The organism is Actinoplanes sp. TBRC 11911 (assembly GCF_012933445.1).
In the GTDB taxonomy this organism is placed as follows: Bacteria; Actinomycetota; Actinomycetes; order Mycobacteriales; family Micromonosporaceae; genus Actinoplanes.
This window is the reverse complement of record NZ_JABBNC010000001.1, coordinates 574,975-597,060: the sequence shown is the minus strand read 5'-3', so window position 1 is coordinate 597,060 and position 22,086 is coordinate 574,975. Positions and strand designations below refer to the sequence as shown.

The 22,086-nt window shown below is 68.7% G+C and carries 24 protein-coding genes and 1 pseudogene; 13 read left to right on the top strand and 12 right to left on the bottom strand.

Features of this window, described 5'->3' with window-relative positions:
- Positions 1 to 65: 65 nt before the first annotated feature.
- Complete coding sequence (locus HH310_RS02565; protein ID WP_169173707.1) at positions 66 to 779, top strand: alpha/beta hydrolase; 714 nt, start codon at positions 66 to 68, stop codon at positions 777 to 779.
- A gap of 37 nt (positions 780 to 816) precedes the next feature.
- Here HH310_RS02565 and HH310_RS02560 read toward each other — a convergent pair whose 3' ends face one another.
- The 3 genes from HH310_RS02560 to HH310_RS02550 form a co-directional block, all read right to left on the bottom strand.
- The gene (locus HH310_RS02560) at positions 817 to 1,131 is read right to left on the bottom strand and encodes a hypothetical protein (RefSeq protein ID WP_248293561.1); all 315 of its coding nucleotides are present in this window, start codon (positions 1,129 to 1,131) and stop codon (positions 817 to 819) included.
- 85 nt (positions 1,132 to 1,216) lie between these two features.
- The gene (locus HH310_RS02555) at positions 1,217 to 2,005 is read right to left on the bottom strand and encodes a maleylpyruvate isomerase family mycothiol-dependent enzyme (RefSeq protein WP_169173706.1); all 789 of its coding nucleotides are present in this window, start codon (positions 2,003 to 2,005) and stop codon (positions 1,217 to 1,219) included.
- Positions 2,006 to 2,084: 79 nt separating this feature from the next.
- Positions 2,085 to 2,369, bottom strand: coding sequence for a hypothetical protein (locus HH310_RS02550; RefSeq protein WP_169173705.1), 285 nt, complete (start codon positions 2,367 to 2,369; stop codon positions 2,085 to 2,087).
- A gap of 184 nt (positions 2,370 to 2,553) precedes the next feature.
- Here HH310_RS02550 and HH310_RS02545 point away from each other — a divergent pair, with 184 nt between their 5' ends.
- On the top strand, positions 2,554 to 3,246 hold the full coding sequence (locus HH310_RS02545) for a hypothetical protein (RefSeq protein WP_169173704.1): 693 nt from the start codon (positions 2,554 to 2,556) through the stop codon (positions 3,244 to 3,246).
- 340 nt (positions 3,247 to 3,586) lie between these two features.
- The gene (locus HH310_RS02540; protein WP_109600809.1) at positions 3,587 to 3,790 is read left to right on the top strand and encodes a cold-shock protein; all 204 of its coding nucleotides are present in this window, start codon (positions 3,587 to 3,589) and stop codon (positions 3,788 to 3,790) included.
- A gap of 88 nt (positions 3,791 to 3,878) precedes the next feature.
- On the opposite strand, the gene HH310_RS02535 is transcribed toward HH310_RS02540, so the two are convergent.
- From HH310_RS02535 to HH310_RS02520, 4 genes are all read right to left on the bottom strand, one after another.
- The gene (locus tag HH310_RS02535; RefSeq protein ID WP_169173703.1) at positions 3,879 to 4,358 is read right to left on the bottom strand and encodes a hypothetical protein; all 480 of its coding nucleotides are present in this window, start codon (positions 4,356 to 4,358) and stop codon (positions 3,879 to 3,881) included.
- Between the two features lie 15 nt (positions 4,359 to 4,373).
- Positions 4,374 to 4,631, bottom strand: a complete 258-nt coding sequence (locus tag HH310_RS02530; protein WP_169173702.1) for a hypothetical protein — start codon at positions 4,629 to 4,631, stop codon at positions 4,374 to 4,376.
- A gap of 1,006 nt (positions 4,632 to 5,637) precedes the next feature.
- Entirely contained in the window at positions 5,638 to 6,003 is a 366-nt protein-coding gene (locus HH310_RS02525; protein ID WP_169173701.1) for a hypothetical protein, read from the bottom strand.
- Positions 6,004 to 6,035: 32 nt separating this feature from the next.
- Entirely contained in the window at positions 6,036 to 6,596 is a 561-nt protein-coding gene (locus HH310_RS02520) for a hypothetical protein (RefSeq protein ID WP_169173700.1), read from the bottom strand.
- Positions 6,597 to 6,791: 195 nt separating this feature from the next.
- Between HH310_RS02520 and HH310_RS02515 the strand changes: the two genes are divergently transcribed.
- Entirely contained in the window at positions 6,792 to 7,037 is a 246-nt protein-coding gene (locus HH310_RS02515; RefSeq protein WP_169173699.1) for a hypothetical protein, read from the top strand.
- Positions 7,038 to 7,042: 5 nt separating this feature from the next.
- Here the strand turns inward: HH310_RS02515 and catA are convergent, their stop codons facing one another.
- Positions 7,043 to 7,876: a catechol 1,2-dioxygenase gene (gene catA / locus HH310_RS02510; RefSeq protein ID WP_169173698.1), complete on the bottom strand. Its 834-nt coding sequence runs from the start codon at positions 7,874 to 7,876 to the stop codon at positions 7,043 to 7,045.
- Positions 7,877 to 8,125: 249 nt separating this feature from the next.
- Here catA and HH310_RS02505 point away from each other — a divergent pair, with 249 nt between their 5' ends.
- Positions 8,126 to 9,091: a helix-turn-helix domain-containing protein gene (locus HH310_RS02505; protein ID WP_169173697.1), complete on the top strand. Its 966-nt coding sequence runs from the start codon at positions 8,126 to 8,128 to the stop codon at positions 9,089 to 9,091.
- On the opposite strand, the gene HH310_RS02500 is transcribed toward HH310_RS02505, so the two are convergent.
- Positions 9,061 to 9,864 carry an aminoglycoside 3'-phosphotransferase gene (locus HH310_RS02500; protein WP_312033772.1) on the bottom strand — a complete coding sequence of 268 codons (804 nt, stop codon included), beginning with the start codon at positions 9,862 to 9,864 and terminating at the stop codon, positions 9,061 to 9,063. The two genes, HH310_RS02505 and HH310_RS02500, sit on opposite strands and share 31 nt — an antisense overlap.
- 79 nt (positions 9,865 to 9,943) lie before the next feature.
- Between HH310_RS02500 and HH310_RS02495 the strand changes: the two genes are divergently transcribed.
- The 3 genes and pseudogenes from HH310_RS02495 (at position 9,944) to dxs (ending at position 15,334) form a co-directional block, all read left to right on the top strand.
- Positions 9,944 to 10,513, top strand: a complete 570-nt coding sequence (locus HH310_RS02495) for a TetR/AcrR family transcriptional regulator (protein WP_169173695.1) — start codon at positions 9,944 to 9,946, stop codon at positions 10,511 to 10,513.
- A 42-nt stretch (positions 10,514 to 10,555) separates the two neighbouring features.
- A pseudogene (locus tag HH310_RS02490) lies at positions 10,556 to 13,431 on the top strand (multifunctional oxoglutarate decarboxylase/oxoglutarate dehydrogenase thiamine pyrophosphate-binding subunit/dihydrolipoyllysine-residue succinyltransferase subunit); the annotation flags it as partial.
- 4 nt (positions 13,432 to 13,435) lie between these two features.
- The gene (gene dxs, locus HH310_RS02485) at positions 13,436 to 15,334 is read left to right on the top strand and encodes a 1-deoxy-D-xylulose-5-phosphate synthase (protein ID WP_169173694.1); all 1,899 of its coding nucleotides are present in this window, start codon (positions 13,436 to 13,438) and stop codon (positions 15,332 to 15,334) included.
- A gap of 62 nt (positions 15,335 to 15,396) precedes the next feature.
- Here dxs and HH310_RS02480 read toward each other — a convergent pair whose 3' ends face one another.
- A complete protein-coding gene (locus tag HH310_RS02480) occupies positions 15,397 to 16,713 on the bottom strand; it encodes an MFS transporter (RefSeq protein WP_169173693.1) in 1,317 nt (438 codons plus the stop codon).
- Between the two features lie 160 nt (positions 16,714 to 16,873).
- Here HH310_RS02480 and HH310_RS02475 point away from each other — a divergent pair, with 160 nt between their 5' ends.
- Complete coding sequence (locus HH310_RS02475) at positions 16,874 to 17,530, top strand: TetR/AcrR family transcriptional regulator (protein ID WP_169173692.1); 657 nt, start codon at positions 16,874 to 16,876, stop codon at positions 17,528 to 17,530.
- Here the strand turns inward: HH310_RS02475 and HH310_RS02470 are convergent.
- Entirely contained in the window at positions 17,505 to 18,776 is a 1,272-nt protein-coding gene (locus tag HH310_RS02470) for a glycosyl hydrolase family 8 (RefSeq protein WP_169173691.1), read from the bottom strand. The genes HH310_RS02475 and HH310_RS02470 overlap by 26 nt on opposite strands.
- Before the next feature lie 90 nt (positions 18,777 to 18,866).
- On the opposite strand from HH310_RS02470, the gene HH310_RS02465 reads away from it, so the two are divergent.
- Genes HH310_RS02465 through HH310_RS02450 form a run of 4 tightly spaced genes read left to right on the top strand, consistent with a single transcriptional unit; the run spans position 18,867 to position 21,253 of the window.
- Positions 18,867 to 19,619, top strand: a complete 753-nt coding sequence (locus HH310_RS02465; protein ID WP_169173690.1) for a hypothetical protein — start codon at positions 18,867 to 18,869, stop codon at positions 19,617 to 19,619.
- Between the two features lie 6 nt (positions 19,620 to 19,625).
- On the top strand, positions 19,626 to 19,949 hold the full coding sequence (locus HH310_RS02460) for a hypothetical protein (protein ID WP_169173689.1): 324 nt from the start codon (positions 19,626 to 19,628) through the stop codon (positions 19,947 to 19,949).
- A 19-nt stretch (positions 19,950 to 19,968) separates the two neighbouring features.
- Positions 19,969 to 20,769, top strand: a complete 801-nt coding sequence (locus HH310_RS02455; RefSeq protein WP_169173688.1) for a hypothetical protein — start codon at positions 19,969 to 19,971, stop codon at positions 20,767 to 20,769.
- Between the two features lie 16 nt (positions 20,770 to 20,785).
- On the top strand, positions 20,786 to 21,253 hold the full coding sequence (locus HH310_RS02450) for a hypothetical protein (RefSeq protein ID WP_169173687.1): 468 nt from the start codon (positions 20,786 to 20,788) through the stop codon (positions 21,251 to 21,253).
- Position 21,254: 1 nt separating this feature from the next.
- Here the strand turns inward: HH310_RS02450 and HH310_RS02445 are convergent, their stop codons facing one another.
- Complete coding sequence (locus tag HH310_RS02445) at positions 21,255 to 22,043, bottom strand: SDR family NAD(P)-dependent oxidoreductase (protein WP_169173686.1); 789 nt, start codon at positions 22,041 to 22,043, stop codon at positions 21,255 to 21,257.
- Positions 22,044 to 22,086 lie beyond the last annotated feature (43 nt).

Sequence of the window (22,086 nt, the reverse complement as noted above, 5' to 3'; positions counted from 1 at the left end):
CAGTATCGTCCAATCGGACTCAGAGTCCGATTGTCACGAAAACCGTATTTCGGAAAGGTCTGATCATGGCGACGCGCCCGACCCTCCTCTTCGTTCCCGGCGGCCATCACGGCGGCTGGGTGTACGAGAAGGTGCAAAAAGAACTCGCTGCCCTCGGGTGGACGACAGTGACCGTCGACCTGCTCAGCGCGGTCACCGACGAATCACTGCCCGAGCCGCTGCCCGGCATCTTCGACGACGCGCGCGTGGTCCGCGAGGCGATCGACGCCATCGACGGACCGGTCGTTGTCGTCTCGCACTCGTACGGCGGCGTCCCGGCCACCCAGGCGAGCGCCGGCGCGGCCAACGTGGTCTATCTCGTCTACGTGGCGGCCTACGTTCCCGACATCGGCGAGTCGATGTTCGGCATCATGGGCGTCCCGGCACCGGAATCCCTCGCGGGGCTACGCCCGGTGGCGAACCCGGACCTGAATCTGCCGCTGGTCTTCTTCGACGCCGACCCCGGCAACCCGGAGACCGCCGCCGCGATCGACCGGCTGGTGCCGCAGACCGTCCGAGGCGACTTCGAGACCGTGACGGCGGCCGGCTGGAAGACCATCCCCAGCGCGTACGTCATCCCGGACAACGATCTGTCGACGGTGGCGGTCGTCGAAGAAGCGATGGCGGCCCGCACCGGCGCCGTCTACAGCGCGGTGGGCAACCACGCGCCGTTCTACTCCCACCCGAAGGAGTTCGCCGAGCTGCTCGTCATGATCCTGGACCGGGCCGGGCTCGGCTGAGCTGCCACAACCGTCCACCCTGTCCGGTTCGACAATGTCAGGCCGTCGTGGACTCGGCCCGGACCAGGTCCAGGCGCCGCACGTTCAGCCGGACCACGTCGGAGACGTCGTCGATCTGGTCGCCGCCGGCATAGGCGTCGTTGGCCAGGTGGCCGGCGCCGTCGATGAGGACATAGCCGGTGTCGACCAGGTCCTCGGCGATCCCGAGGGGAGCCTCCGGCAGGACCTCGGTGCCCGCGAACTGGACGCCGCCGACGATGCCGGCCTGCTCACCCTCGACGTCCAGCACGGCCATGCCCGGCGCGATCCGGGCGAGCAGGGCGTCGCTGGCTTCTTCCGGGTCGCTGCTCATGATCCGCTGCCCTTCGTCGGTTGTCCTCCGTCGTGCACGCTACCCGTCAGATCCGCGCCACGCGCGGGAGTCCGCGGCCCAGGGGTCAGCCGCTGACGTGGGCGGTGTTGTCGAGCCAGTGCCGGGCGAGGCCGGTGTCGCCGTCGACGGTGATGCCGGGGGCTTCGGCGAGGGGGACCCGGCGGGTCAGGGTCAGGAGCAGCGATCCGGCCGGGCCGCTCACCGTCACGTCGGCCTTCCGGGCGGCGGGCTGCCACGTCGCCCCGTCCGGCCGTTGCTCGACGAGCCACGCGTCCGCGGTGTCGGTGGCCAGCCACTGCAGGGTCTGCCCGGTGCCGCGGATGGCGTGAGCGGACTCCGCGCGCTGCAACTCCCAGGTGGGGGAGGTGAGCAGCGCCAGGTGGTTGCTGATGAGCGCGGCCGCGACGCCGGCGTCGATGTCGGCCGGTCGGTGTGCCGTGTTGGCCGCGTCGAAGCCGTGGACGACCGCCTCGTTGAGGGAGCTGGACAGCCAGAATCGGGTCCCGGTACGCCCGTCCGTCGCCGGGTTGAACACCGGCGCGTCGAGCGCGTCGTCGGAGCACGCGCCGGCGACCCGTTGCGCGGACTCGGCCAGCCACGCCGGCCAGTCGCGAGGGTCGTCCGGGCGTACGGCCATCTGGGTGGGAAGTTTGGTGGGGTCGGTGATGCGCCGTTCGATGATCTCGGCGACCCAGTTCTGGGTCATGCCCACGTGGCCGACCAGGTCCGTGATGGTCCACTCCGGGGTGGTCGGCACGGTGGCGTCGGGCCCGGCGGCGGCGGCCGACTCGGCGAGACGTCTGGTGTGTTCGACGATGGCGCGCCGGGCGTCGTCCGCGTTGAGCTCGGTCACCGGATGTCCTTCCGTAGCGTCGTGGTACCGGGTATGACCGGTCGCGTCCGGGAAAATCATCGGTGCCGATGGAGCGGCCTTACCGGCGCTGGCGCGAACGCCCGTCATGACGGCGGTCGTCGCCGCGGTCGGGTGCGGAACGGAACACTGTTGCGGCCGGACGCTGCGCCGCCTCCGGGCTCACGACGGGCGCGGGGGCCTCGGTCGCCTCCGGTTCGTGGGCGTGCCGGTGGAGCTCGTCGGCCTTCTCCCGCATCTGCTGCAGGGTGAGGTGGCCGGGCTCGCCGATCAGCTCGACCTCGATGTGGCAGAACTGGTCACACGGGTACTCGACGACGAACGTCGCCTGCGGGCCGCCGGTCACCGAGCAACCGCGGCGTCGACACCCACGAAGCACATGCTGCGGCGCTCGAAAGTATTTTGCATATCGCGATCGTAGTGCCAGGCCAGAACGCGATTCGAGCCGACGGCGTTATTCGGCACGTGGGCCACGGCGTGTTGGCCCCGGCTGCGTTGATCACTCGTGGTGCCGGGTGCATGCTGGCCCGGTGGCACCGACACCCCGGGGCCGTCGTGGTGAGGCGCGGCTTCCGTCCGCGCTGGTCACCCTCGCGGCGATCGCCCTCTACGCGCTGCTGCCCGAGCAACTGATCCTCGGACCGCGGCTGGTGATCCCGGCGCTGGAGACCGTGCTGCTCGTGGTCCTGGTCTGCGTCAATCCCCGCCGGATGACACGCGACAACCGCTGGATCAGGCTGACCTCGCTGGGGTTGGTCTGCCTCATCGCGGTCGTCAACACGGTCGCGCTGGTGTTGTTGCTCCGGCAACTGGTCAGCACCGGCAGTTCCGAGGCCGTGCCGCTGCTGTTCGCCGCCGGGCAGGTCTGGCTGACCAACGTGATCGTTTACGCCCTGGCTTTCTGGGAACTAGACCGCGGTGGACCTGTCGCGCGCACCCGGTTGGCCCGCGAGGAGCTCCCGAAGGCGGATTTCCGGTTCCCGCAGGACGAGGATCACGACACCGTCGTCGAGGTGAACAAGGGCTCCAGCAAGGTCAGCGGCTGGGTCCCCACCCTGGTCGACTACGCCTACATGTCGGTGACCAACTCGTCGGCCTTCAGCCCCACCGACACCATGCCGCTGTCCACCCGCGCCAAGATCATGATGGGCATCGAGTCCACCTCCGCGCTGGTCATCTCGGTGCTGGTCATCGCGAAAGGCGTCGGAAGTCTCGGCCGGTAGACATCGACGTAACGTGAAGGCGGCTCGGTTTCATGTGGAGGGTGCGGGTGCGGAGCGAGACTGTGCGACAAGTGCGGAGGGTGACCGGCACGAGCCGTATCTCACCGAACGCGGGACGACTTGCGACGCGGTCGGCCAAGGGCGGACGATCGGCCGAGCCTGTGCTAGGCTTCGTCCTGTTGCAGTTTTGATTTCCAAAGACGTTCTCGACGCCTGATGGGTTATCGAAAACCTAGTCGGGCGTTTTTCGTTTTCGTGTCGGTTCTGACGCGGGGGTCATCAACGCGGCGGCGTGCGAGTCCGCACAGTGCGGTCTCGAACATCCTGCGAAGGAGCAGACATGACTACAGGCACCGTCAAGTGGTTCAACGCTGACAAGGGCTTCGGCTTCATCACCCCGGACGACGGCGGCGCCGACGTCTTCGCCCACTTCTCGGCGATCGCGACGAGCGGCTTCCGCAGCCTCGACGAGAACCAGAAGGTCGAGTTCGACGTCACCCAGGGCCAGAAGGGCCCGCAGGCGGAGAACATTCGCCCGCTCTGATTCACGCTCTGCGAACGGCGGCCTACCTGGTTCAGGGGGGCCGCCGTTCGGCGTTGCCTCAGCACTATTTCGGGCGTGACGTCGCTCGTCATTGCTGCACCCCCAAAGTGTGAACGGTGCGCGGGCGGGCGAAAGCCGTCCCCGCGCAGGCGACGGCGGCCACCGTGAAGCCCAGCACCGCCGGATTGACATTCGGAACGGACTCGGCGGCGTAGTCCGGGGCGTTCCTGGTGACGCAGACGAACCGCAGCGGGATCAGGCGGACGCTGTAGTCGACGACGTGCAGCGCCCGCTCCTCCTTTCCGGGCGTACGGCAAGGGCGTAGCGGCGACGAATCGGTGCCGCCGTCCTCCGCACTCACGACTGCCGCGCCGACGGCGAGCAATCCGACGGCGTACCAGCACATCGCGATCGTCCCCAGGATGGCCGCGACGTTCCACAGCCAGACCCGGCCGGCGGTGCGCCGCAGGCGGGTCCGGCCGGCGGCGTAACCCCGCCGGGCGAGGGCGATCGTGACGAGCAGTGCGGCCGGGGCGAGGAGAACGAGCAGCAGGAACGGCATCGGCATCCGATCGGCAGAAGGTCACGCCGACCGTAGGAGGGACGCGCAAGCGCGCCAGAGCGCGACCTGATGGTCCCGGGCGAAGCCGGTGGCGCCGCCCGGCTCGCTGGCGAATCGCTGGACGTTGCCGGATCGGATGTCGAAGGGCGTCCATGCGCTTCCGTGCCGCGCGAAGGCGGTCCAACAGCCGACCATCGCCGCGGACGACTCCCCCGCGAAGTCCACATCGGAAAGATACGGCAGCTCGGCGGTGTGGTAGGCGCCGGTCGGGAAGCTCACCGATGCCGTACGGGTCGAGCAACCGGCAAGAGTGCGCGAACTGGTCTGCCAGCACCAGCGCACAAGGCGGCAAACTCGTTCTGCGACTCGCAGCCCGCGACCGACATCCGCCGCCGAGATGCCGGACGAGCCACACGTGGCTCCGGTCAGCGCGCGCCCCGCCCTCACGCATCCCACTATGTGTAACTGTTCAGCTGGTTCCGTCGGCCTGGAGTTCCGCGTGCGAGGCGGCGCCGCCAGGTCCGGGCAGGTCCCAGCTCCCCACAATGGGCGCCCCACCCGGGTGTGGGCAGTAGCGACGCCGGGGAGGCTGTGGCTCCCCACACCGCGGCCCCCCTCACCCACGTGCGGGGAGTCGCGACGGCGGAGACACTGTGGCTCCCCACACCGCGGCGACCCACAGCAGGTGTGGGCACCCGTCACGGCCGGAACGTCCCAGCTCCCCACAGCGACGGCCATCAGGTCCGCCACGGAAGGCCACCGCATCGGAGGGTGAGCGGCGCGAGAACCAGCGGAACAGTTCCACTATGTGGACGATCCCGACCACATCCTGGATTTGGTCGAGACCTTGGAGACTTACGCCCACATGCGAGCCTCAAACTCTCCAAGGTCTACGAAAAGTCGAAGAACGGAGCCAACCAAGCGCGGACAAAAGCGGAGAAAAGACGCTCCACTGTGGATATGACTCTCACGATGTGGACCCGCCGCCACCATGTGGACGCCAATCCCGCACAACGGACACGAATCCCACATGATGGCCTTGCAGCGCGGCGGTGAATGCCGACCGACGCGACCCGCGCCCGGCGATACGCAGCAATGCCCACCCCGCGCTGCGATGCTGGCCGGCGGCGCTGCGATGCTGGCCACCGGCGCTACGAAACGACCTTGCCTGCCGGCGCCGGAGCCAACCCGCCCAGATGACACGAGCGGCAACAGCCAACACGACCAGATGGCGTGGCAGCACGTCGACCGGCGCCGAGACCTCTGACGCGAAAGGTCTCTACCTCTAGGCGGTCGGCGTGATGCCCGCTGCCGTGTCGAGTTCCTGCAACAGGTGATGCGCGGCCAGCTCGACGTCCTTGTGCCGCCATTCCGCGGCTCGGTAGACACAGGCGATCAGGCCGGTGCGATGGATGCGGCGGAAGTCGCCGTAGACGAAGGCGTAGCGGGCCTTGGTCTCGTCACCGGCGCCGTCGGTGCGGGCCAGATGCCATTCGGCGTACTCCTGCCAGGTATGTCGCTCCAGAAAAGTGTTCTCGGCGTCGGCGCGTGGTTGGGCGGTGCCCCAGTCGCTGTCGAGCACGTACTGCCGGGCCTTAATGAGTTCACGGGCGCGCCGTACTGCCGCGGGATTGACCGAATACTTCGCCATGACCAGTAGGTTTACCCCACGATGTCCGCCTCTCACCCGTGTGCGCACGCCAATAACATCCGCATTTCCCATTCTCCGTAGTCGAAGGTGACCCGGGTCTCGGAAGAATCGCCGTTCATCGATACCGCTACGACCATCGACGCTTTGGTGTTCAGCGTGGGCGGCGAGTAAGTGCCGCACGTCATCCGCACCGTGGCGCTGATGACGGAGGCCACGCCGGGATAGATCGCGCCGTTCGAGGCCGTGCCGTTCAGGGACGCCAGCGCCGGTTCCATGTGAAGACCGACGACGCTTATCGGAGAGGTGCCGACATTCGTGATCGTCACGCTTCCGTCGAGCCGGACTTGTCGATCGGTGACCGTCACGCGCGGTGTCGGGTCGAGGGAAACGTCGGCGGAGATGCTCACAACGCGAACGTGATGTGCGCGGTACGCGACGGTCAGCGCGGCGCCGATGCCAGCGCTCGCGATCATCAGGCCGAGCGCCGCGAGGACAGACATTTTCCCGTCGGCCAGGCGGCGCCAGCGAGGCGCGACGGTGGGGGTCCGGGTGGGTGGTGTGTCCAGGTCGATCAGCACGGACTCCTCAGTCACGAGGCAAGCTTAGGAGAACGGCGCGAGTGCTTGACGCCGCACGCAACTTTGTTTGCCGGGGGCTTCGGCAAGATGGACGCTATGGATTTGAAGTTGCTGAGGCGCAAGCGCTGTTCGACTTCGCTGCCGGGTGCCGGCGGCGACCGCGTCCGCTCTGGGCCTCGGCGTCGGCCGCCTCGCCGGGGGAGTGGTGTTTTGTATGACCGGGCGGCCCACCTAGTTCTGGAACAGGGCGATCGGCTTCGGGTCGGACGCGCTGGTGACCGGCGATCTGGTGTCCGAGCTGATCGGCTACTACCGGGCGCGGGGATCCGCGTCGGGGACCTGATCACCGAAACCATCGGCGAGGGGGAAGGCGAGCACAACACGTCACTGCACAACATGCTCCGGCTCGGCTTCACCGTCGCGGACGAGCGGCAGCGCTGGATCTTCCACACCTGATTCGGCTAGGCGGGATCGAGGATGAAGTCGTATTCGACGTCGATTCCGTCGGCGGCCGGGGTGGGCTGGAGAATGAGTTCGGGCTTGACGGCGTCTGCGATGTCGGTCTCGTTGTGCGGGTCACCCGGGAAATAGAGCTGCGAGGTGATCTGCTGATGCGCGGCCGCGGAAACCTTGAGATGCAGATGCGCCGGGCGATAGGCCGGCCAGTTAGCCGCGCGGATCAGGGCGCCGGTCGCGCCGTCGATCGGGATTTGGTAGGGCGTCGGCTGGATCGTGCGGATCCGGAAACGGCCGTTCTCGTCGGCGGTGATGACGCCGCGCAGGTTCCACTCCGGAATGTTCTGCGCGAACTGCGAATAGAAGCCGGCCGCGTCGTCCTGCCAGATGTCCACCTTGGCGCCGGGCAGCGGCGTGCCGTCGACGCTGCGGACCTGGCCGTGCAGGGTGAGCCGGACGCCCTGCTCGTCGTCGCGCATCGGCAGCGTGGCGTCGGCACCGAATTCCGGGGCGCCGGGCACGTAGAACGGGCCCTCGATCGACCCTTTGCTGCCGGCGCGGCCGGCGGTGGCGACCTCCTCGACGACGTGCTCGACGAAGACGTCGAGGAACAGCGGCCACTCGCCGTCCCGGCCGACCTGGATCAGCCACGCCTTCAAAGCGTCGTATTCGGAATAGGTGACACGGTGCGCCCGGATCGTCGCGTGCACGCTCTGCAAAACGTCGTTCACCAGTGCGTCGACCCGTTCCGGCGGAACGTCGGCGGCGCCATTAACGGTGGCCCGGAAGTGTTCGGTCGCCGACGCCCCGGTCGCGGCCGCGGTCGTTTTCTCAGACATGATTCGTTCCTTCGGATCGGGATGCCCGGGGCGGGCCAAACGAATCTGTTATAGCTCGCCACGGATAGTCCGGAACCGAAACAACGATGTAGCGATGGCCACGTGACCACCGTCATTAATGCATTATGCGGTGACGGCCGGTTGCCGGGCGGCGGCGTTCTTCTTGTCGAGCCCGTCCTGGGTGGCGCGCTTCTGGCGTCACAGAACGAGGACTGAAGGGGCTGCGGCCGGCGACGTAGCCTGCCCCGGATGGTGTTGACGTACACGCTGCAGTCGGCCGCGGATCTCGAGCGCGTGGCCGCCGCGACCTACATGCCGGTGGTTGCTACGCCGCGCGACAAATTCCGGGGGATGTTCGCGGCGCACGAACTCGGCGAAGTGGTGACGCTGACCGAGGCCCACGGTACGCCGCTGCACACGTTTCGCACCGAGCGGATGGCGGCACACGCCCGTCGAGACGACCTCCTGTTCTTCTCCGTGCACCGGGCCGGGACCGCGACGGTGCGCCAGGGCGGACGGGTGGCATCGCTCGGGCCGGGCAGCGGTGTGCTGTACGAGGCGCGCAGTGCCTGGGACCTGAACGTCGAAACGACGGTGCACAGCCTGCTTCTGCACTTCCCCCGGTCCGCGTTGGGGTTGCCGTCGGCGGAGATAACCGCGGCATTGGCCCGCACCGTGGCCGCGGCGTCGGCCGCCATGGAGCTTTTCACCGCGTACATCGAGCAACTGACTCGGGTCGCGGACGGTCTTTCGGCGGCGCAACGTCATGCGGCCGGCCTCGTCGGGATCGACATGCTGGCGATGATTCTGCGCGGCTCGACGGACGCGATGCTTCGCGGCGACAACGCGGACGCGGTGCTGCTCGAGACGATGCGGCATCACGTGCGGGAACGGCTCGCGGACCCCGAGCTGACGGTTTCCGCCCTGGCGCGCCGGCATCACGTCTCCGTGCGGCGTACGCATGAGTTGTTCGCGCGGACCGGCGTCACGCCGGGCTTCTACATCCGGGAGCAGCGTCTGCTCGCGGCGCGGGCCATGCTCTCCGACGCGCGCTTCGCGAGGCGGGCCATCGCCCAGATCGCGGCAGGCGTCGGATTTCCCCACTTGAGAACCTTCGAACGAGCTTTCGTACGCCGGTACGGGATCACGCCGGCACAATGGCGCCACGAGGCGCAAGAGCGGTCTCAGTCCGCCAGCTCCCACAGCAGGCGGTAGTAGGTCGTCCGCTCCGGGTCGGCGTCGACCCCGTAGGCCTCGAGCAGTGGTTCTTCCCAGCCGGGACCGTAATTCCACTGCGTGCTCCACGTGGCGACGGCGAGGTCGGCCCAGCGGTCGGCGACGCCGAGGCGGCCGAGGTCGACGTGCCCGGTGTAGACGCCGTCGTCGCCGATCAGCGTGTTGGGTGCGCACGGATCGCCGTGGCAGACCACGAGACGGTCGACCGGCGGCATGTCGGCCAGGATGCCGAGCGCCCGCTCGGTGGTGCCGAGGTGCCGGAGGTCTTCGGGCCACCGCCGCGGATCGATCCGGCCGGCCGCGGCTCGCGCTCGCACCGCTTCGCGTCGTCTCCCGGCCGCCCAGTCGTACGGGCATCCGGCGACCGGCAGGGTCTCGTGCATCGCCCGCAACCCGGCGCCGATCGCGCGCACCGCCGTCTCGGGGTCACGCTTCCAGTGGTCGTCCACCGCCGACCGCCCGGGCAGGCCGGCCGTGACGATCCAGGACCCCGCTTCGTCAGCGCCCTCGTCGAGAACGCGCGGCACCACGAGGAAAGCACCCGCCCAGCGCAGGCGCGCCACTTCTGCGGACAGGTCGATCCCGCTGCTGTCCGGCGTCCATTTGACGAACTGCCGGCCGGCCCCGGCGCCGATCTGGAAGGTCAAGCCCCCCAACTCGTTCTGCCACACGGCCTGCGCCGGGCGGCCCGCGGCGACCTCGATGACGGCCGGGGGGACCACAACCGGGCCTTGGGGTGAATGGGCGATCACGGGCCCATTGTCGCGCGGTCCGAGTGACACAGCCCACGCGGAGGGCGTAGTTGACCCGGAGGTACAGTACTGTCGGCGCATGGGCAGACCCATGAAGTTCGAGCCGGACGAGGCCGTGGACAAGGCTGTCGACCTGTTCTGGCGGCAGGGCTATTCCGGGACCACCCCGGTCGAGCTGGTCAATGAGCTCGGCATCGGCAAGGGCAGCCTGTACCGCTCGTTCGAGAGCAAGCGCCACCTGTTCGGCCTGGCCCTTCGCCGGTACGCCACCGAGCGTCTCGACTCGCTCGCCGAGGGCCTGGCGGGTGACGGCCCGATGCGACCGAGGGTGCGGGCCGCCGTGGAGCGTCTGTCCGGGGCCGGCGCGCACGAGCGCGGGTGCTTCCTGGTGAACGCCATCGCGGAACTGGGGCAGGTGGACGAATCCGTGGCCGCGACCGCGGGTGACGTCTTCGACGGCATCGAGACCGCCTTCCGGGACGCCATCGAGCGGGGCCGCGACAGCGGTGAGTTCCGCTCGGACCGCCCGGCCGGCGAGACCGCCAGTTCCCTGCTCGCGACCGTGGTGGGGCTGAGCGTGCTGGCGAAGACGCGCAGCGATCCGGCCCGTCTCGCCCGCATCGTCGACTCCGCCGTCAACGGTCTCTGAGCCTTGCACGCACACGACGGAACGGAAGTGGGACGGGCTTTGCCGACGAATCGGACCGGATCGGAAACCAGGATCCGCGGTACGGCCAAGTCGCTCGTCACGAAAATGAACGCCAGCCTGAGCATGCCGACGGCCACGAGCGTGCGCACGATCCCGGCCAAGCTGATGATCGACAACCGGATCGTCATCAACAATCACCTGGCCCGGACTCGTGGTGGAAAGGTGAGCTTCACCCCGCTGATCGGGTGGGCTCTCGTGCGAGCGCTCAAGGAGTTCCCGGGGCAGAACGTCTCCTACGCCGAGCTGGACGGAAAGCCGTACACCGTCACGCCCGACCAGGTGAACCTCGGCATCGCCGTCGACGTCGCGAAACCCGACGGGTCCCGGTTCCTGGTCGTCATCCGATGGGTGCCGGACATCCACGCGAACGAGGTCGAGAAAACGGCGCGCGTTCAGCAACTCGTCGATGCCTACCGGGCGCGCGGGCACCTCGTGGCCGACGTCGACCCGCTCGAATACGTCCAGCGGTCCCATCCCGACCTGGACCTGGCCGGCCACGGACTCACGCTCTGGGATCTCGACCGGCGATTCGTCACCGGCGACGAGCAGCCACGGAAACTGCGCGACATTCTCGGCGTGCTGCGGGACGCCTACTGCCGGACCACCGCTGTCGAATACATGCACATCCAGGATCCGGTGCAACGACGGTGGATCCGGGAGAGGGTCGAACTGCCGTACGCCAAGCCGGCCCACGACGAACAGATGCGGATCCTGGGCAGGCTCACCGAGGCGGAGGCGTTCGAAACCTTCCTGCAGACGAAATACATCGGGCAGACGCGGTTCAGCCTCGAAGGCGGCGAGTCGGCGATCCCGTTACTGGACGCGATATTGCGCGGGGCGGCCGAGAGCGGGCTCGAAAGCGTAGCCATCGCGATGGCGCATCGCGGACGCCTCAACGTGCTCGCGAACATCGCCGGTAAGACCTACGGTCAGATCTTCGGCGAATTCGAAGGGGCCGGCTCGGACGACGTCGGCGGCGGTTCCGGCGACGTGAAATACCATCTCGGCACCGAGGGCATCTTCACCGGCACCGGCGGCGAGACGATTGCGGTCTACGTCGCGGCGAACCCGTCCCACCTCGACGCGGTGGACGGCGTCCTTCAGGGCATCGTGCGTGCCCGGCAGGACCGTGGGCCCGCCGGCGCGTTCGGCACGTTGCCCATCGTCATCCACGGTGACGCGGCCATGGCCGGCCAGGGCGTCGTCGGGGAAACCATGCAGATGTCGCAGCTGCCCGGGTACCGCACGGGTGGAACGATTCACATCAATATCAACAATCAGGTGGGTTTCACGACGCTGCCCGGTGCGGCGCGGAGCTCGGTCTATTCGACCGACGTGGCCAAGACGATCCAGGCGCCGGTGTTGCGGGTCAACGGTGACGATCCCGAGGCCGTGGTGCGGGCCGCTCAGCTCGCTTTCGCGTACCGGCAGACATTCCACCGCGACGTTGTCATCGACCTGATCTGCTATCGGCGGCGCGGCCACAACGAGGCGGACGATCCGTCGATGACGCAGCCGCGGATGTACCGCCTGATCGAGGCGAAGCGCAGTGTCCGCAGCCTGTATACCGAGGCGCTGGTCGGGCGTGGCGACCTCACCGCGGACGAATACGAACAGGCGAACAAGGAATTTCAGACCCGGTTGGAGAGGGCCTTCGCCGAGGCGCGGGCCGGCGAACCCGAAGCCGCGACGGCACCCGAAGCCGTGCTGGAGCCCGAAACAACCGGGGTGAGCGGGGATGTGATCGCGCTGGTGGGCGACGCTTTCGGCGATCAGCCGCCGGATTCGCGGTCCATCCACGGGTCCGGCAATTGCTCGGCAAGCGGGTGGAGATGAGCCGCGCCGGCGACGTCGACTGGGCCTTCGGCGAGCTTCTCGCGTTCGGTTCGCTGCTGGTGGAAGGAGTTCCCGTCCGGTTGACCGGTCAGGACAGCCGTCGCGGCACGTTCGCTCAGCGGCACGCGGTGCTGCACGACCGAGCCAGCGGGCAGGAATGGCTTCCGCTCAGCGACATCGCGGAGAATCAAGGCCGGTTCTCCCTCTACGACTCGTTGCTCAGCGAGTACGCCGTGCTGGGCTTCGAGTACGGCTACTCGGTGGAACGACCGGACGCCCTCGTGCTGTGGGAGGCGCAATTCGGTGACTTCGCCAACGGCGCCCAGATCGTCATCGACGAGTTCATCAGCTCGGCCGAGCAGAAATGGGGACAACGCTCGGGACTGACCCTCCTGCTTCCCCACGGATATGAGGGCAGCGGACCCGACCATTCCTCGGCCCGTATCGAACGCTTCCTGCAACTGTGCGCCGAGGACAACATGACGGTGGCGCAACCGTCGACCCCCGCGTCGTACTTTCACCTACTCCGCCGGCAGGCCTACGCGCGTCCGCGGAAGCCGCTCGTCGTGTTCACCCCGAAATCCATGTTGCGCACGCGCGGGGCGACCAGCGCGCTGCCGGACTTCACCGCTGGCACGTTCGAGCCGGTGCTCGACGATCGGCGGGCGATCGACAGATCCGCGGTGCGCCGGGTGCTGCTGGTCAGCGGAAAGCTTTACTACGAGCTGCTCGGCCGGCCGGATCCGAGCGTCGCCGTGGTGCGGCTCGAACAGCTTTACCCGCTGCCCGCCGCGGAATTGACGCGCGTCGTCGAGTCGTATCCGAACGCCGAGCCGGTGTGGGTGCAGGACGAACCGAGGAACCAGGGCGCTTGGACGTTCCTGCTGAGCGAGCTCGGTTCGATCGGTGCGCGGCCGCTTCGGCTCGTGTCCCGTCCGGCGTCGGCGGCGCCGGCGACCGGTTCGAGTAAACGGCATGCCCAGGAACAGAGGGAACTCATCGACGAAGCCTTGAAAGGGTGATCCAGTGAGTCTTCTAGCCGGCATCGACGGCCCGGCCGACCTGCGCCGTCTGGGTGTGGACGAGCGAGTGCGATTGTGCGCCGAAATTCGGGACCTGCTGGTGCGGACGGTGGCGCAGACCGGGGGACACATCGGACCCAATCTGGGCGTGGTCGAGTTGACCGTTGCGCTACATACGGTGTTCGACTCGCCGGCCGATCCGATCCTGTTCGACACGGGCCACCAAACCTACGTGCACAAAATTCTCACCGGCCGGCGAGACAATTTCGGCAGCCTGCGTCAGACGGACGGCCTTTCGGGTTACCCGAGCCGCGCGGAGAGCCCGCACGACTGGATCGAGAATTCCCACGCCTCCACCGCCCTCTCGTACGCCGACGGTCTGTCCAAGGCCAGGGACATTCGCGGCGATCGGCGGCCGGTGGTGGCGGTCGTGGGGGACGGGGCGCTCACCGGTGGGATGTCGTGGGAGGCGCTCAACAACATCGCCGCGGCCGATCGCCCTGTGGTGATCGTTGTGAACGACAACGGCCGGTCCTACGCGCCGACAATCGGCGGACTGGCCGACCATCTGGCGGGACTGCGGTTGCAGCCGAGCTACGAACGCGCGCTCGACGGTGTCAAAGAACTGCTCGGCCGTACGCCGTACATTGGGTCCGCGGTTTATGACGCTCTCCACGGGATCAAGCGGGGTATGAAGGATCTGCTGGCTCCGCAAGGCATGTTCGAGGACCTGGGCCTGAAATACGTGGGGCCCATCGACGGCCACGATCTCGCGGCGGTGGAGCGGGCCCTCACCCTTGCCAAGAACTTCGGGAAGCCGGTCGTCGTGCACGTCGTCACGCAGAAAGGCCGCGGCTACCCGCCCGCCGTCAACGACGACATCGAGCAAATGCACTCGCCCGGTCCCTTCCGGCCGGACACCGGCGAATTGCTGGCGCGGCCGGCCGGGACGTGGACCTCGGTGTTCTCCGACGAGATCATCAGCATCGGGGAGGCGCGGCCGGACCTGGTCGCGATCACCGCGGCCATGTGCGAACCGACCGGGCTGGGCCCGTTTTCCCGGCGCTTCCCGGACCGGTTCTACGACGTCGGCATCGCCGAACAGCACGCGATGACCTCGGCCGCCGGGCTGGCATCGGGTGGCATGCATCCCGTCGTCGCGATTTACGCGACGTTCCTCAACCGGGCGTTCGACCAATTGCTGATGGACGTGGCCCTGCATCGGTTGCCGGTCACGATTGTCCTGGACCGGGCCGGGGTCACGGGTTCCGACGGGCCGACGCACAACGGGGTGTGGGACTACGCGATGCTGGGCATGGTGCCTGGGATCGCGCAGGCGGCGCCACGAGACGAGCTGACCTTGCGGGCCGAGCTGCGCGAGGCGGTCGCCATCGAAACGGGGCCGTCGGTGGTGCGCTTTCCGAAGACGCCGCTCGTCGCGGAGGTGCCGGCGACGCGGTCATTCGGCGCGGTCGATGTGTTGTTCGAGTCCGATGACGTCGGTACGGCCGATGTGCTCGTGATTTCGGTGGGAGCGATGGCGGTGGATGCGGTAGCCGCCGCCCACGCGGTGGTGGAGGCGGGATTCACCGTCCGGGTCGTCGACCCGCGCTGGGTCAAACCGTTGCCACCGGAAATCGTCGAACTCGCGCGCCAGGCCGGGCTGATCGTGACGATCGAGGACGGCATTTTGAGCGGCGGAGTCGGATCGCGAATCGCGCAACTGATCCGCGAGGCCGGCATCGACACGCCGACGAGGGAGGTGGGCGTTCCCACCGAGTTCCTCGAGCACGGGAAGGTCGGCGATGTTCGCGCCCGGATCGGCCTCACGGCGGAGAGCATCGGCCGGCGGGTCATCGGATGGGCTACCCCTTTGGTGCCGGCCCGGCGAATGGCGCGCTGACGCGAATCAGCCGGCCGCGTACGGGGTGACCGAAGCGTACGCGGGCGGCTGATTCGCGGTGATCAAGGTCGTCGGAGGGTGACGAGGGTGGCGGCGGCGAACAGGCCGGTGCCGGCCATCACCCACCAGGCGTGCGCGAACCCGGGCACGCCGGCGCCGGCCGCGGTCAAGGCGACCAGGACCGCCACGCCGACGGCGCTGCCGACCTGGCGGCTCATGTTGAGCACGGCGCTGCCGGTGGCCGCGCGGTGCGGGCTGAGCGTGCCCGCCACCGCGAACATCGGCGCCTGCGAGAGACCGCCGGAGATGCCCATCAGGATCAGGCCGGGCAGCATCGTCGTGGCGTACGCGGGGTGGTCGCCCACGGCCACCAGCCAGTAGACCGCGGCCGCGACCATCAGCAGCGCCCCGGCCACCGCGGGCAGCGTGCGGCCGAAACGTCGCTGGATCGGGCCGGCCGTGGTCGCGAAGCCCATCCCGGCCAGCGGTGTCGGGGTGAGAGCGGCCCCCGTCTGGAGTGCGCTGAAGTGCCAGACGTTCTGCATGAACAGGGCGCTGCCGAGCAGGAAGATCGAGAACCCGGTGAAGTAGGCGAGCAACGTGATCGTGGCGGCGGTGAACTGCCGGTTGCGGAACAGGTCCCGCTCGATGATCGGCGCGGCCGCGGACCAGCTTCGCCGGATGGTCACGGCGGCGAGCACCGCCGCGACCGCGAAGATCGCGATCGTCCGCCAGTTGCCCCAGCTCCAGTCGTGGCCCTGCACGATTCCGAGGATCAGGAACGCGACGGCCAGGAGCAGGCTGACGGCCGAGAGGATGTCGGGCAGCCGGCTCCCGCGGGGTTCGCGGTGCTCCGGCAGCCACTTCAGGCCGCCGATGATCGTCGCCGCGCCGATCGGCAGGTTGATCAGGAAGATCCACCGCCAGTCCACGGTGACGAGCAGCCCGCCGACCGGGGGGCCCGCGGCGGCGGCGACCGCTGCCACTCCGGCCCACAGGCCGACGACCAGGGTGTGCTGGTGCTTCGGGAAGCTCGGGTACAGCAGGCCCAGCGAGGTCGGCACGATCATCGCGGCGCCGATGGCCTGAATCGCTCGCGCCAGGATGAGGAAGCCGAGGCTGGGCGCCACCGCGGCCAGCCCCGACGCCAGGGTGAACACGGCGACGCCGACGAGCAGGACGGTCCGGCGGCCGTAACGGTCGGCGAAGCGGCCGGCCGCGACCAGGACCGCGGCGAACACGACGGCGTAGGCGTTCAGGACCCACGACAACGTCGATCCGGTCGAGCCCGGGAAGGATTTCCCGATGCCGTCCAGGGCCACATTGACGATGAAGAAGTCGAGCTGGGCCATGAACGAGACGGCGCCGAGCACCGTCATGATCAGCCATCGTCGGCTGCGGGCGGCTGGTTCAGGCGTACGGGGAGGGGTGGCAATTGTTGGAGAATTTGGGCTCATGGGCCCAGTAAAGGTCGAAGTTTATGGGTTGACAAGCCCAGTTACTTGGGTCACGTGGCCCAGTCGCGCTATGCTTCGATGCATGCCAACGACTGACGTGCCGGCGCGCCGGCTCACGACCAAGGGCGAGGCGACCCGAGCGCACATCGTCCGCACCGCGGCCGAGCTGATCTACGTGAAGGGTGTGCAGAACACCAGCAACGAAGACGTCCGCAAGGCCGCCGGGGTCAGTGGTTCCCAGCTCAGCCACTATTTTCCGGACAAGCGCAGCATGGTCCGGGCGGTCATCGCGTACCGTGCCGACGCGCTGTCCGGGCTGCACCGCGAAGCCCCGCTGGGCGAGCTGGACCGCGTCGCCGCGCTGCACACCTGGGCCGAGTCATATCTGAATCGCGCCGACGTGCTGGCCGGTGGTTGTGCGTTCGGGTCGCTGGTGGCCGAGGTGATGAAGAGCGATCTGGAACTGCACGACGACATCGCCGAGGGCTTCGAGCGGTGGCGCGAGATGTTCCGGCGCGGTCTGACGGCGATGCGGGACAGCGGCGTGCTGCGCCGCGACGCCGACCCGGACCGGCTGGCGCACGTGTTCATGGCGGCGTACCAGGGTGGCATGCTGCTCGCGCAGGGTGCCCGCGACGAGGCGCCGCTGCGGGACGCGTTGAACGGCGCGCTGGACTACCTGGAGACATTTCGGCCGCGGCGCGGGCGGGCCGTCACGGCGCCGTCCAGTGACCGGTGACCACCAGCATCACCTGGAGCTGGATCGTGGAACCGAAGTAGTTCGCCGGATCGATCGTGCTGCCGGCCATCTTGGCCCACAGCGCGTCCAGCCACCGTTGGCCGGTGCGGTCGGTCATCGCGGCCACCGCCAGGGGCGCCCAGAAGGCGTTGTCGCGATCCGGGTCGTAGCGTTCGCCGCCGAGCGTGTAACCGGAGCCGACTCGGTTCGGATCGTCGCCGGTCGATTCACGGAACCATGCGTTTATCTTTCGTACCGCCGCGGTCGACGACTTGTCGCCGGACGTGATGGCATCCACGCCGAGGCGCCACGGCGTACGGCAGGCATTGAAGTGATAGTCGCCGTCGTGCCGGGTCTCCAGGACCTCACCCCGGACGGGTTCGACATTGCCGCCTCTCGATTCCACGAAGTCCGGCAGCAGACCCGTTCCCGGGCTGTATCGGGACTGGATGTGGGCGACGGCGCGACGATGCGAGGCCCGGATCGCGGACCAGTCCGGATCCTTTGTCGCCTTTTCGAAGGCGGTGAAGTGTTGCGGCATCCAGTCCGACGTGCGCGAGGTGCGATAAAGGGCCGGGTCGTCGGGGCCGCTCCAGTCGCCGAGCAGCATGAGATTCGAGCCGGGATGCACCGTATTCGCCTTGATCGAGTGGATGCGGCGTGACGCGAGCGCGCGATAGTCGTAGCGGCCCTCGCTTCCCCACATGACATCGGCGAGCAATAGCCCGTACGCGATGTCCATGTCGCCGTCGGTTGCCGAGCTCGCGCCGCCGCGGTCGTGGCAGGCGCGATCCTGCTCGGCCGCCATGAGATCGGGATGGCGATCCGAAGGGTGGGCCAGAACGTAGGTGAGGAGGCCGTCGAATACCGGTTTCGTGCTCGGTTCCCGATTCGCCATCGACGCGGTGATCACCATTCCGTAGCCCTGCGCCTCGGCTACGAAGGGGTAGTCGGCGTCGGGTGCGTAGACCTGGTATTGGCCGGAACCGCATTGCTTGCGGACAAATGCCTTCTGCCAGGCGCGGTAGTAGCGGATCAGGGCGGCGTCCTGGGCGGGTTGGGAGGCCGAAGGGCGGATTGCCGCGAAGGGGTAGATAGTGGACGCGGATGGCGGCGTTTGCTGCGACGGCGCCGGCTTTGCGGGCGACGGCGACAAAGACGGCGTCGGCACAGGGGCGGGCGATTGCGTGCAGCCCGACGATGCCACGAGCACACCGGCGGTGACGACGCCGGCAAGCCGGGACACCCTGCGCATTTCGACTACCGGCGGTGCGGCGCCACACCGGCCGCTTGCTCTTGTTCGCAACGTGCGTACATCTGTACATGCTACGCGGCGTTGAACGCATCGATTACGCTGAGTGCTTTGCTGGCCGACGGAGTGGAGTCCATGGTGGCGGCCCCCTTGTCTGACCTACTCGCCGAGCTCGCGGAGCTGGGGCGCGAGGCGGCGATCCTGGACGGCCAATTCCGGGCGGCCGCCGCGGCGTCGTCGGAGGCGTCCGCGCGGGACTCCTCGGAGCAGGTACGCGTCGTGCTGACCGCCGCCGGGCGTATCGAGACGGTCGAGGTCCTGCCGGGGTGGCGGGCGCACCTGACGGCCCAGGAGCTGGCTGACGCCGTGCTGTTCGCCTTTCGGGAGGCGGGCAACCGGCGGATGGAGACGTGGGCGGCGGCCGTCGGCACCGACGCCGGCACCAGGCTCTCGGCGCCGCCGTCGACCGCGGCCGACGGCGGCACGGTCCGCGACCTCTGGTATCTGCTGCAGGACGCCACCGACCGCCTCGACGACCTGGCCCGCGAGGCGAGCGCCCGAAGCCGCGCGATCACCACCGGACGCGATGCCCACGACCAGGTGACGGCGACGCTGACCGGTGGTGAGCTGACCGGGCTACGGGTCGGCGAGCGTGCCGGGCGCGACGTCGGAGCGGCGATCACGGCGGCGATCCGCGACGGCTACGCCGCTGCCGATGAGGCTTCCTCGATCACCGGCCGGTGGCCCTTCCCGGAGCTGGAGCGGTTCACCTCGGACCCGGCCACGCTGCTGTCCACCCTCGGCCTCGCCGCCCCGCCCACCGACCCGCAGAGGTGAACCGACGTGCCACCGCCGAACGAACAGCAGGTCAAGGCCGCGATCGGGGCGCTGCGCCAGGACGCCTCGACGTGGGACGCGGGCGCCGCGGAGTTACGTGACGCCGCGGGTGTCGCCGGGCAACTGCAGCTGAGCGCGCTGCATTTTTCCTACCTGGCCGACCAGCTCGGCCTGACGGAGACCTACCAGCTCCTGCAGATGAGGCTGTATCGCCTGCTGAACGAGGGCGCCGAGAACTTCAACGAGCTGGCCGGCGCGTTGCGGGCGGCGGCCGACGGCTACGAGCAGGACGAGATCAACACCGTGCACCGGATGACCGGCATCTACTGACGGACAGGAGATCGTCGCCATGGGCGTGGCATTGCCGCTGTCGGACGCCGAGTTCAACGACACCCTCGCCCGGGTCGAGAACGGGCTGCAGCAGGCCGTCGACCTCACCAACAAGATCATCGACGCGTGCAACAGCGTCGGCCGGTGGCTCGGGCCGCTCTGGGACGGCGTGACCGACATGCTGAACCGGCTGGTCGACCTGATCGAGAAGCTCTGCTCCGAGATCGGCAAGTTCTTCACCCGCCCCGGCGTCCCGTGGACCTTGTGGAATCACGGCACCTCGTGGACCGAGCAGGTGGGCAAGCGCGCCACCGACCTCATGTCGCAGGCCACCACCGGCCAGACCGAGATCGACGAGCGGTGGCAGGGCCCGGCCGCGACCGCCTACCTCGGCACGCTGCCGGATCAGAGCAAGGCCCTGGCCGCGATCAAGGCGGCCACCGACGATCTCGACGACGCGCTGACCAAGGTGGCCGGCGGGATCATCGCGTTCTGGCTCGGCATCCTCGCGGCGATCGTTCCGTTCATCATCGAGCTGACCGGCTGGGGAGCGGCCGCCTCCACCGGCGTCGGCGCACCACCCGCCGCAGCCGGTGCGGCCGCGTCGACATTGAAGGCGCTGGGCATCATCACCGCGGTCGTGGGCGCCTCGATCGCCTATCTGACAGCGATTTCCTCCCAGTACAAGGACCTGCTACAACGGGTCAACAACAACGACGGTTTCCCGCAGGGCTACTGGCCGCGCTCGACGACCGGGATCATCGCGGACGGCAGCCTCAGCGACGACAACACCACGAACTGGCACCTCCGTACCTCCTGACGTCCCCGGAGAGGACATGAGCGACGACCGCGTACGCGTACCGGACCCGGCCCTGATGCAGCGCGCGGGCACCCGCATGCTCCTGGCTCTGATCATCGTCTTGATCCTGGTCACGCCGCTCACCGTCGGGGGCATCACGCTGCTCGTCGCCGGGGAGGCGGCCGGCTTGCCGCTCGCCGCCGGCGGAGTGGTGCTGGGGGTGGCGGCGATCGTTCTCACCGTGACGACGCGCCGGATTCGCCGGACGCTCGATCAGGGCACCGTCGCGCGCGGTGCGCTGGAGGCGGCACGACGGGTCAGCCGGCGGGTGCGCCTCGCCTGCCTGACGACACTGCTGGCGCTGATCGTGTTCGGGGTGGTGCGCGGGCTGTCCGGCGAGTGGTGGAGCCTCGGGACCGCGCTGCTGATGGGCGTGGCGCTCTACGTCTTCGGCAACGGCGCGAACACGATGGTCAAGGCGCACGACCGGGCCCTCGCGGCGTAGGTCAGACGAGCACCATCCCGCCGTCGGCCATGATGACCTGGCCGGTGATGTAGTCGGAGTCGGCCGACGCCAGGAACAGCGCCGTGCCCACGAGGTCGCCGGGCTCGGCCGGTCGCCCGCGCAGGATGCCCGCGGCGAAGTCGGCCATCGCCTGGCCGGGCCGGGCCGAGTCGCCGATGCCCATCAGGTCGGCGTCGAGCTGCGTCCACAGCGGAGTGTCGACGACGCCGGGCGCGAACGCCGTACACGTGATGTTGTGTTCGGCCAGGGCTCGTGCGGCGGCCTGGGTCAGGGCGTTCACGGCGAACTTGCTCGCGCAGTACGGCGCGAAGCTGGCATATCCCTGCCGGCCGGCGATGGACGAGGTGTTGATGATCTTCCCGCGCCCGTTCGGGATCATGCGCTTGGCCGCCTCCTGGATGCCGATGAGCACGCCGAGGGCGTTCACGTCCATGATGGAGTGCCAGTTCTCCTCGGTCACGTCGAGCAGGTGCATCGGGCGGTTGAAGCCGGCGTTGTTGAAGTGCACGTCCAGCCGGCCGGCCTGGGCGACGAACGCGTCCAGCGCGGCGGCGACCTCTTTGCGCTGCGACACGTCGGCCGCGAGGGCCACGGCCGGCGGCGCGGACATGCCGGCGATCTCCCTCGCGACCCGCTGGGCGGCCACCGCGTCCACGTCCAGCACGCCCACGACGGCGCCCTCGGCCGCCATGCCCAGCGCGATCGCCCGGCCCATGCCGCTCCCGGCGCCGGTGATGACGATGCCTTTTCCGGCCACGCGTCCGGCCATCACGCGCCTCCCGTTCTGTGATTGTGAACACGTCGCGTCAAAC

What these genes read in the sequence shown, in the direction of transcription:
- HH310_RS02450 (WP_169173687.1), top strand. Translation starts at nt 20,786, where the DNA reads ATGAGCGACGACCGCGTACGCGTACCGGACCCGGCCCTGATGCAGCGC.
- HH310_RS02505 (WP_169173697.1), top strand. Translation starts at nt 8,126, where the DNA reads ATGGTGTTGACGTACACGCTGCAGTCGGCCGCGGATCTCGAGCGCGTG.
- HH310_RS02475 (WP_169173692.1), top strand. Translation starts at nt 16,874, where the DNA reads ATGCCAACGACTGACGTGCCGGCGCGCCGGCTCACGACCAAGGGCGAG.
- HH310_RS02455 (WP_169173688.1), top strand. Translation starts at nt 19,969, where the DNA reads ATGGGCGTGGCATTGCCGCTGTCGGACGCCGAGTTCAACGACACCCTC.
- HH310_RS02480 (WP_169173693.1), bottom strand. Translation starts at nt 16,713, where the DNA reads ATGACGGTGCTCGGCGCCGTCTCGTTCATGGCCCAGCTCGACTTCTTC.
- HH310_RS02560 (WP_248293561.1), bottom strand. Translation starts at nt 1,131, where the DNA reads ATGAGCAGCGACCCGGAAGAAGCCAGCGACGCCCTGCTCGCCCGGATC.
- HH310_RS02525 (WP_169173701.1), bottom strand. Translation starts at nt 6,003, where the DNA reads ATGGCGAAGTATTCGGTCAATCCCGCGGCAGTACGGCGCGCCCGTGAA.
- HH310_RS02535 (WP_169173703.1), bottom strand. Translation starts at nt 4,358, where the DNA reads ATGCCGATGCCGTTCCTGCTGCTCGTTCTCCTCGCCCCGGCCGCACTG.
- HH310_RS02565 (WP_169173707.1), top strand. Translation starts at nt 66, where the DNA reads ATGGCGACGCGCCCGACCCTCCTCTTCGTTCCCGGCGGCCATCACGGC.
- HH310_RS02445 (WP_169173686.1), bottom strand. Translation starts at nt 22,043, where the DNA reads ATGGCCGGACGCGTGGCCGGAAAAGGCATCGTCATCACCGGCGCCGGG.
- HH310_RS02540 (WP_109600809.1), top strand. Translation starts at nt 3,587, where the DNA reads ATGACTACAGGCACCGTCAAGTGGTTCAACGCTGACAAGGGCTTCGGC.
- HH310_RS02495 (WP_169173695.1), top strand. Translation starts at nt 9,944, where the DNA reads ATGGGCAGACCCATGAAGTTCGAGCCGGACGAGGCCGTGGACAAGGCT.
- catA (WP_169173698.1), bottom strand. Translation starts at nt 7,876, where the DNA reads ATGTCTGAGAAAACGACCGCGGCCGCGACCGGGGCGTCGGCGACCGAA.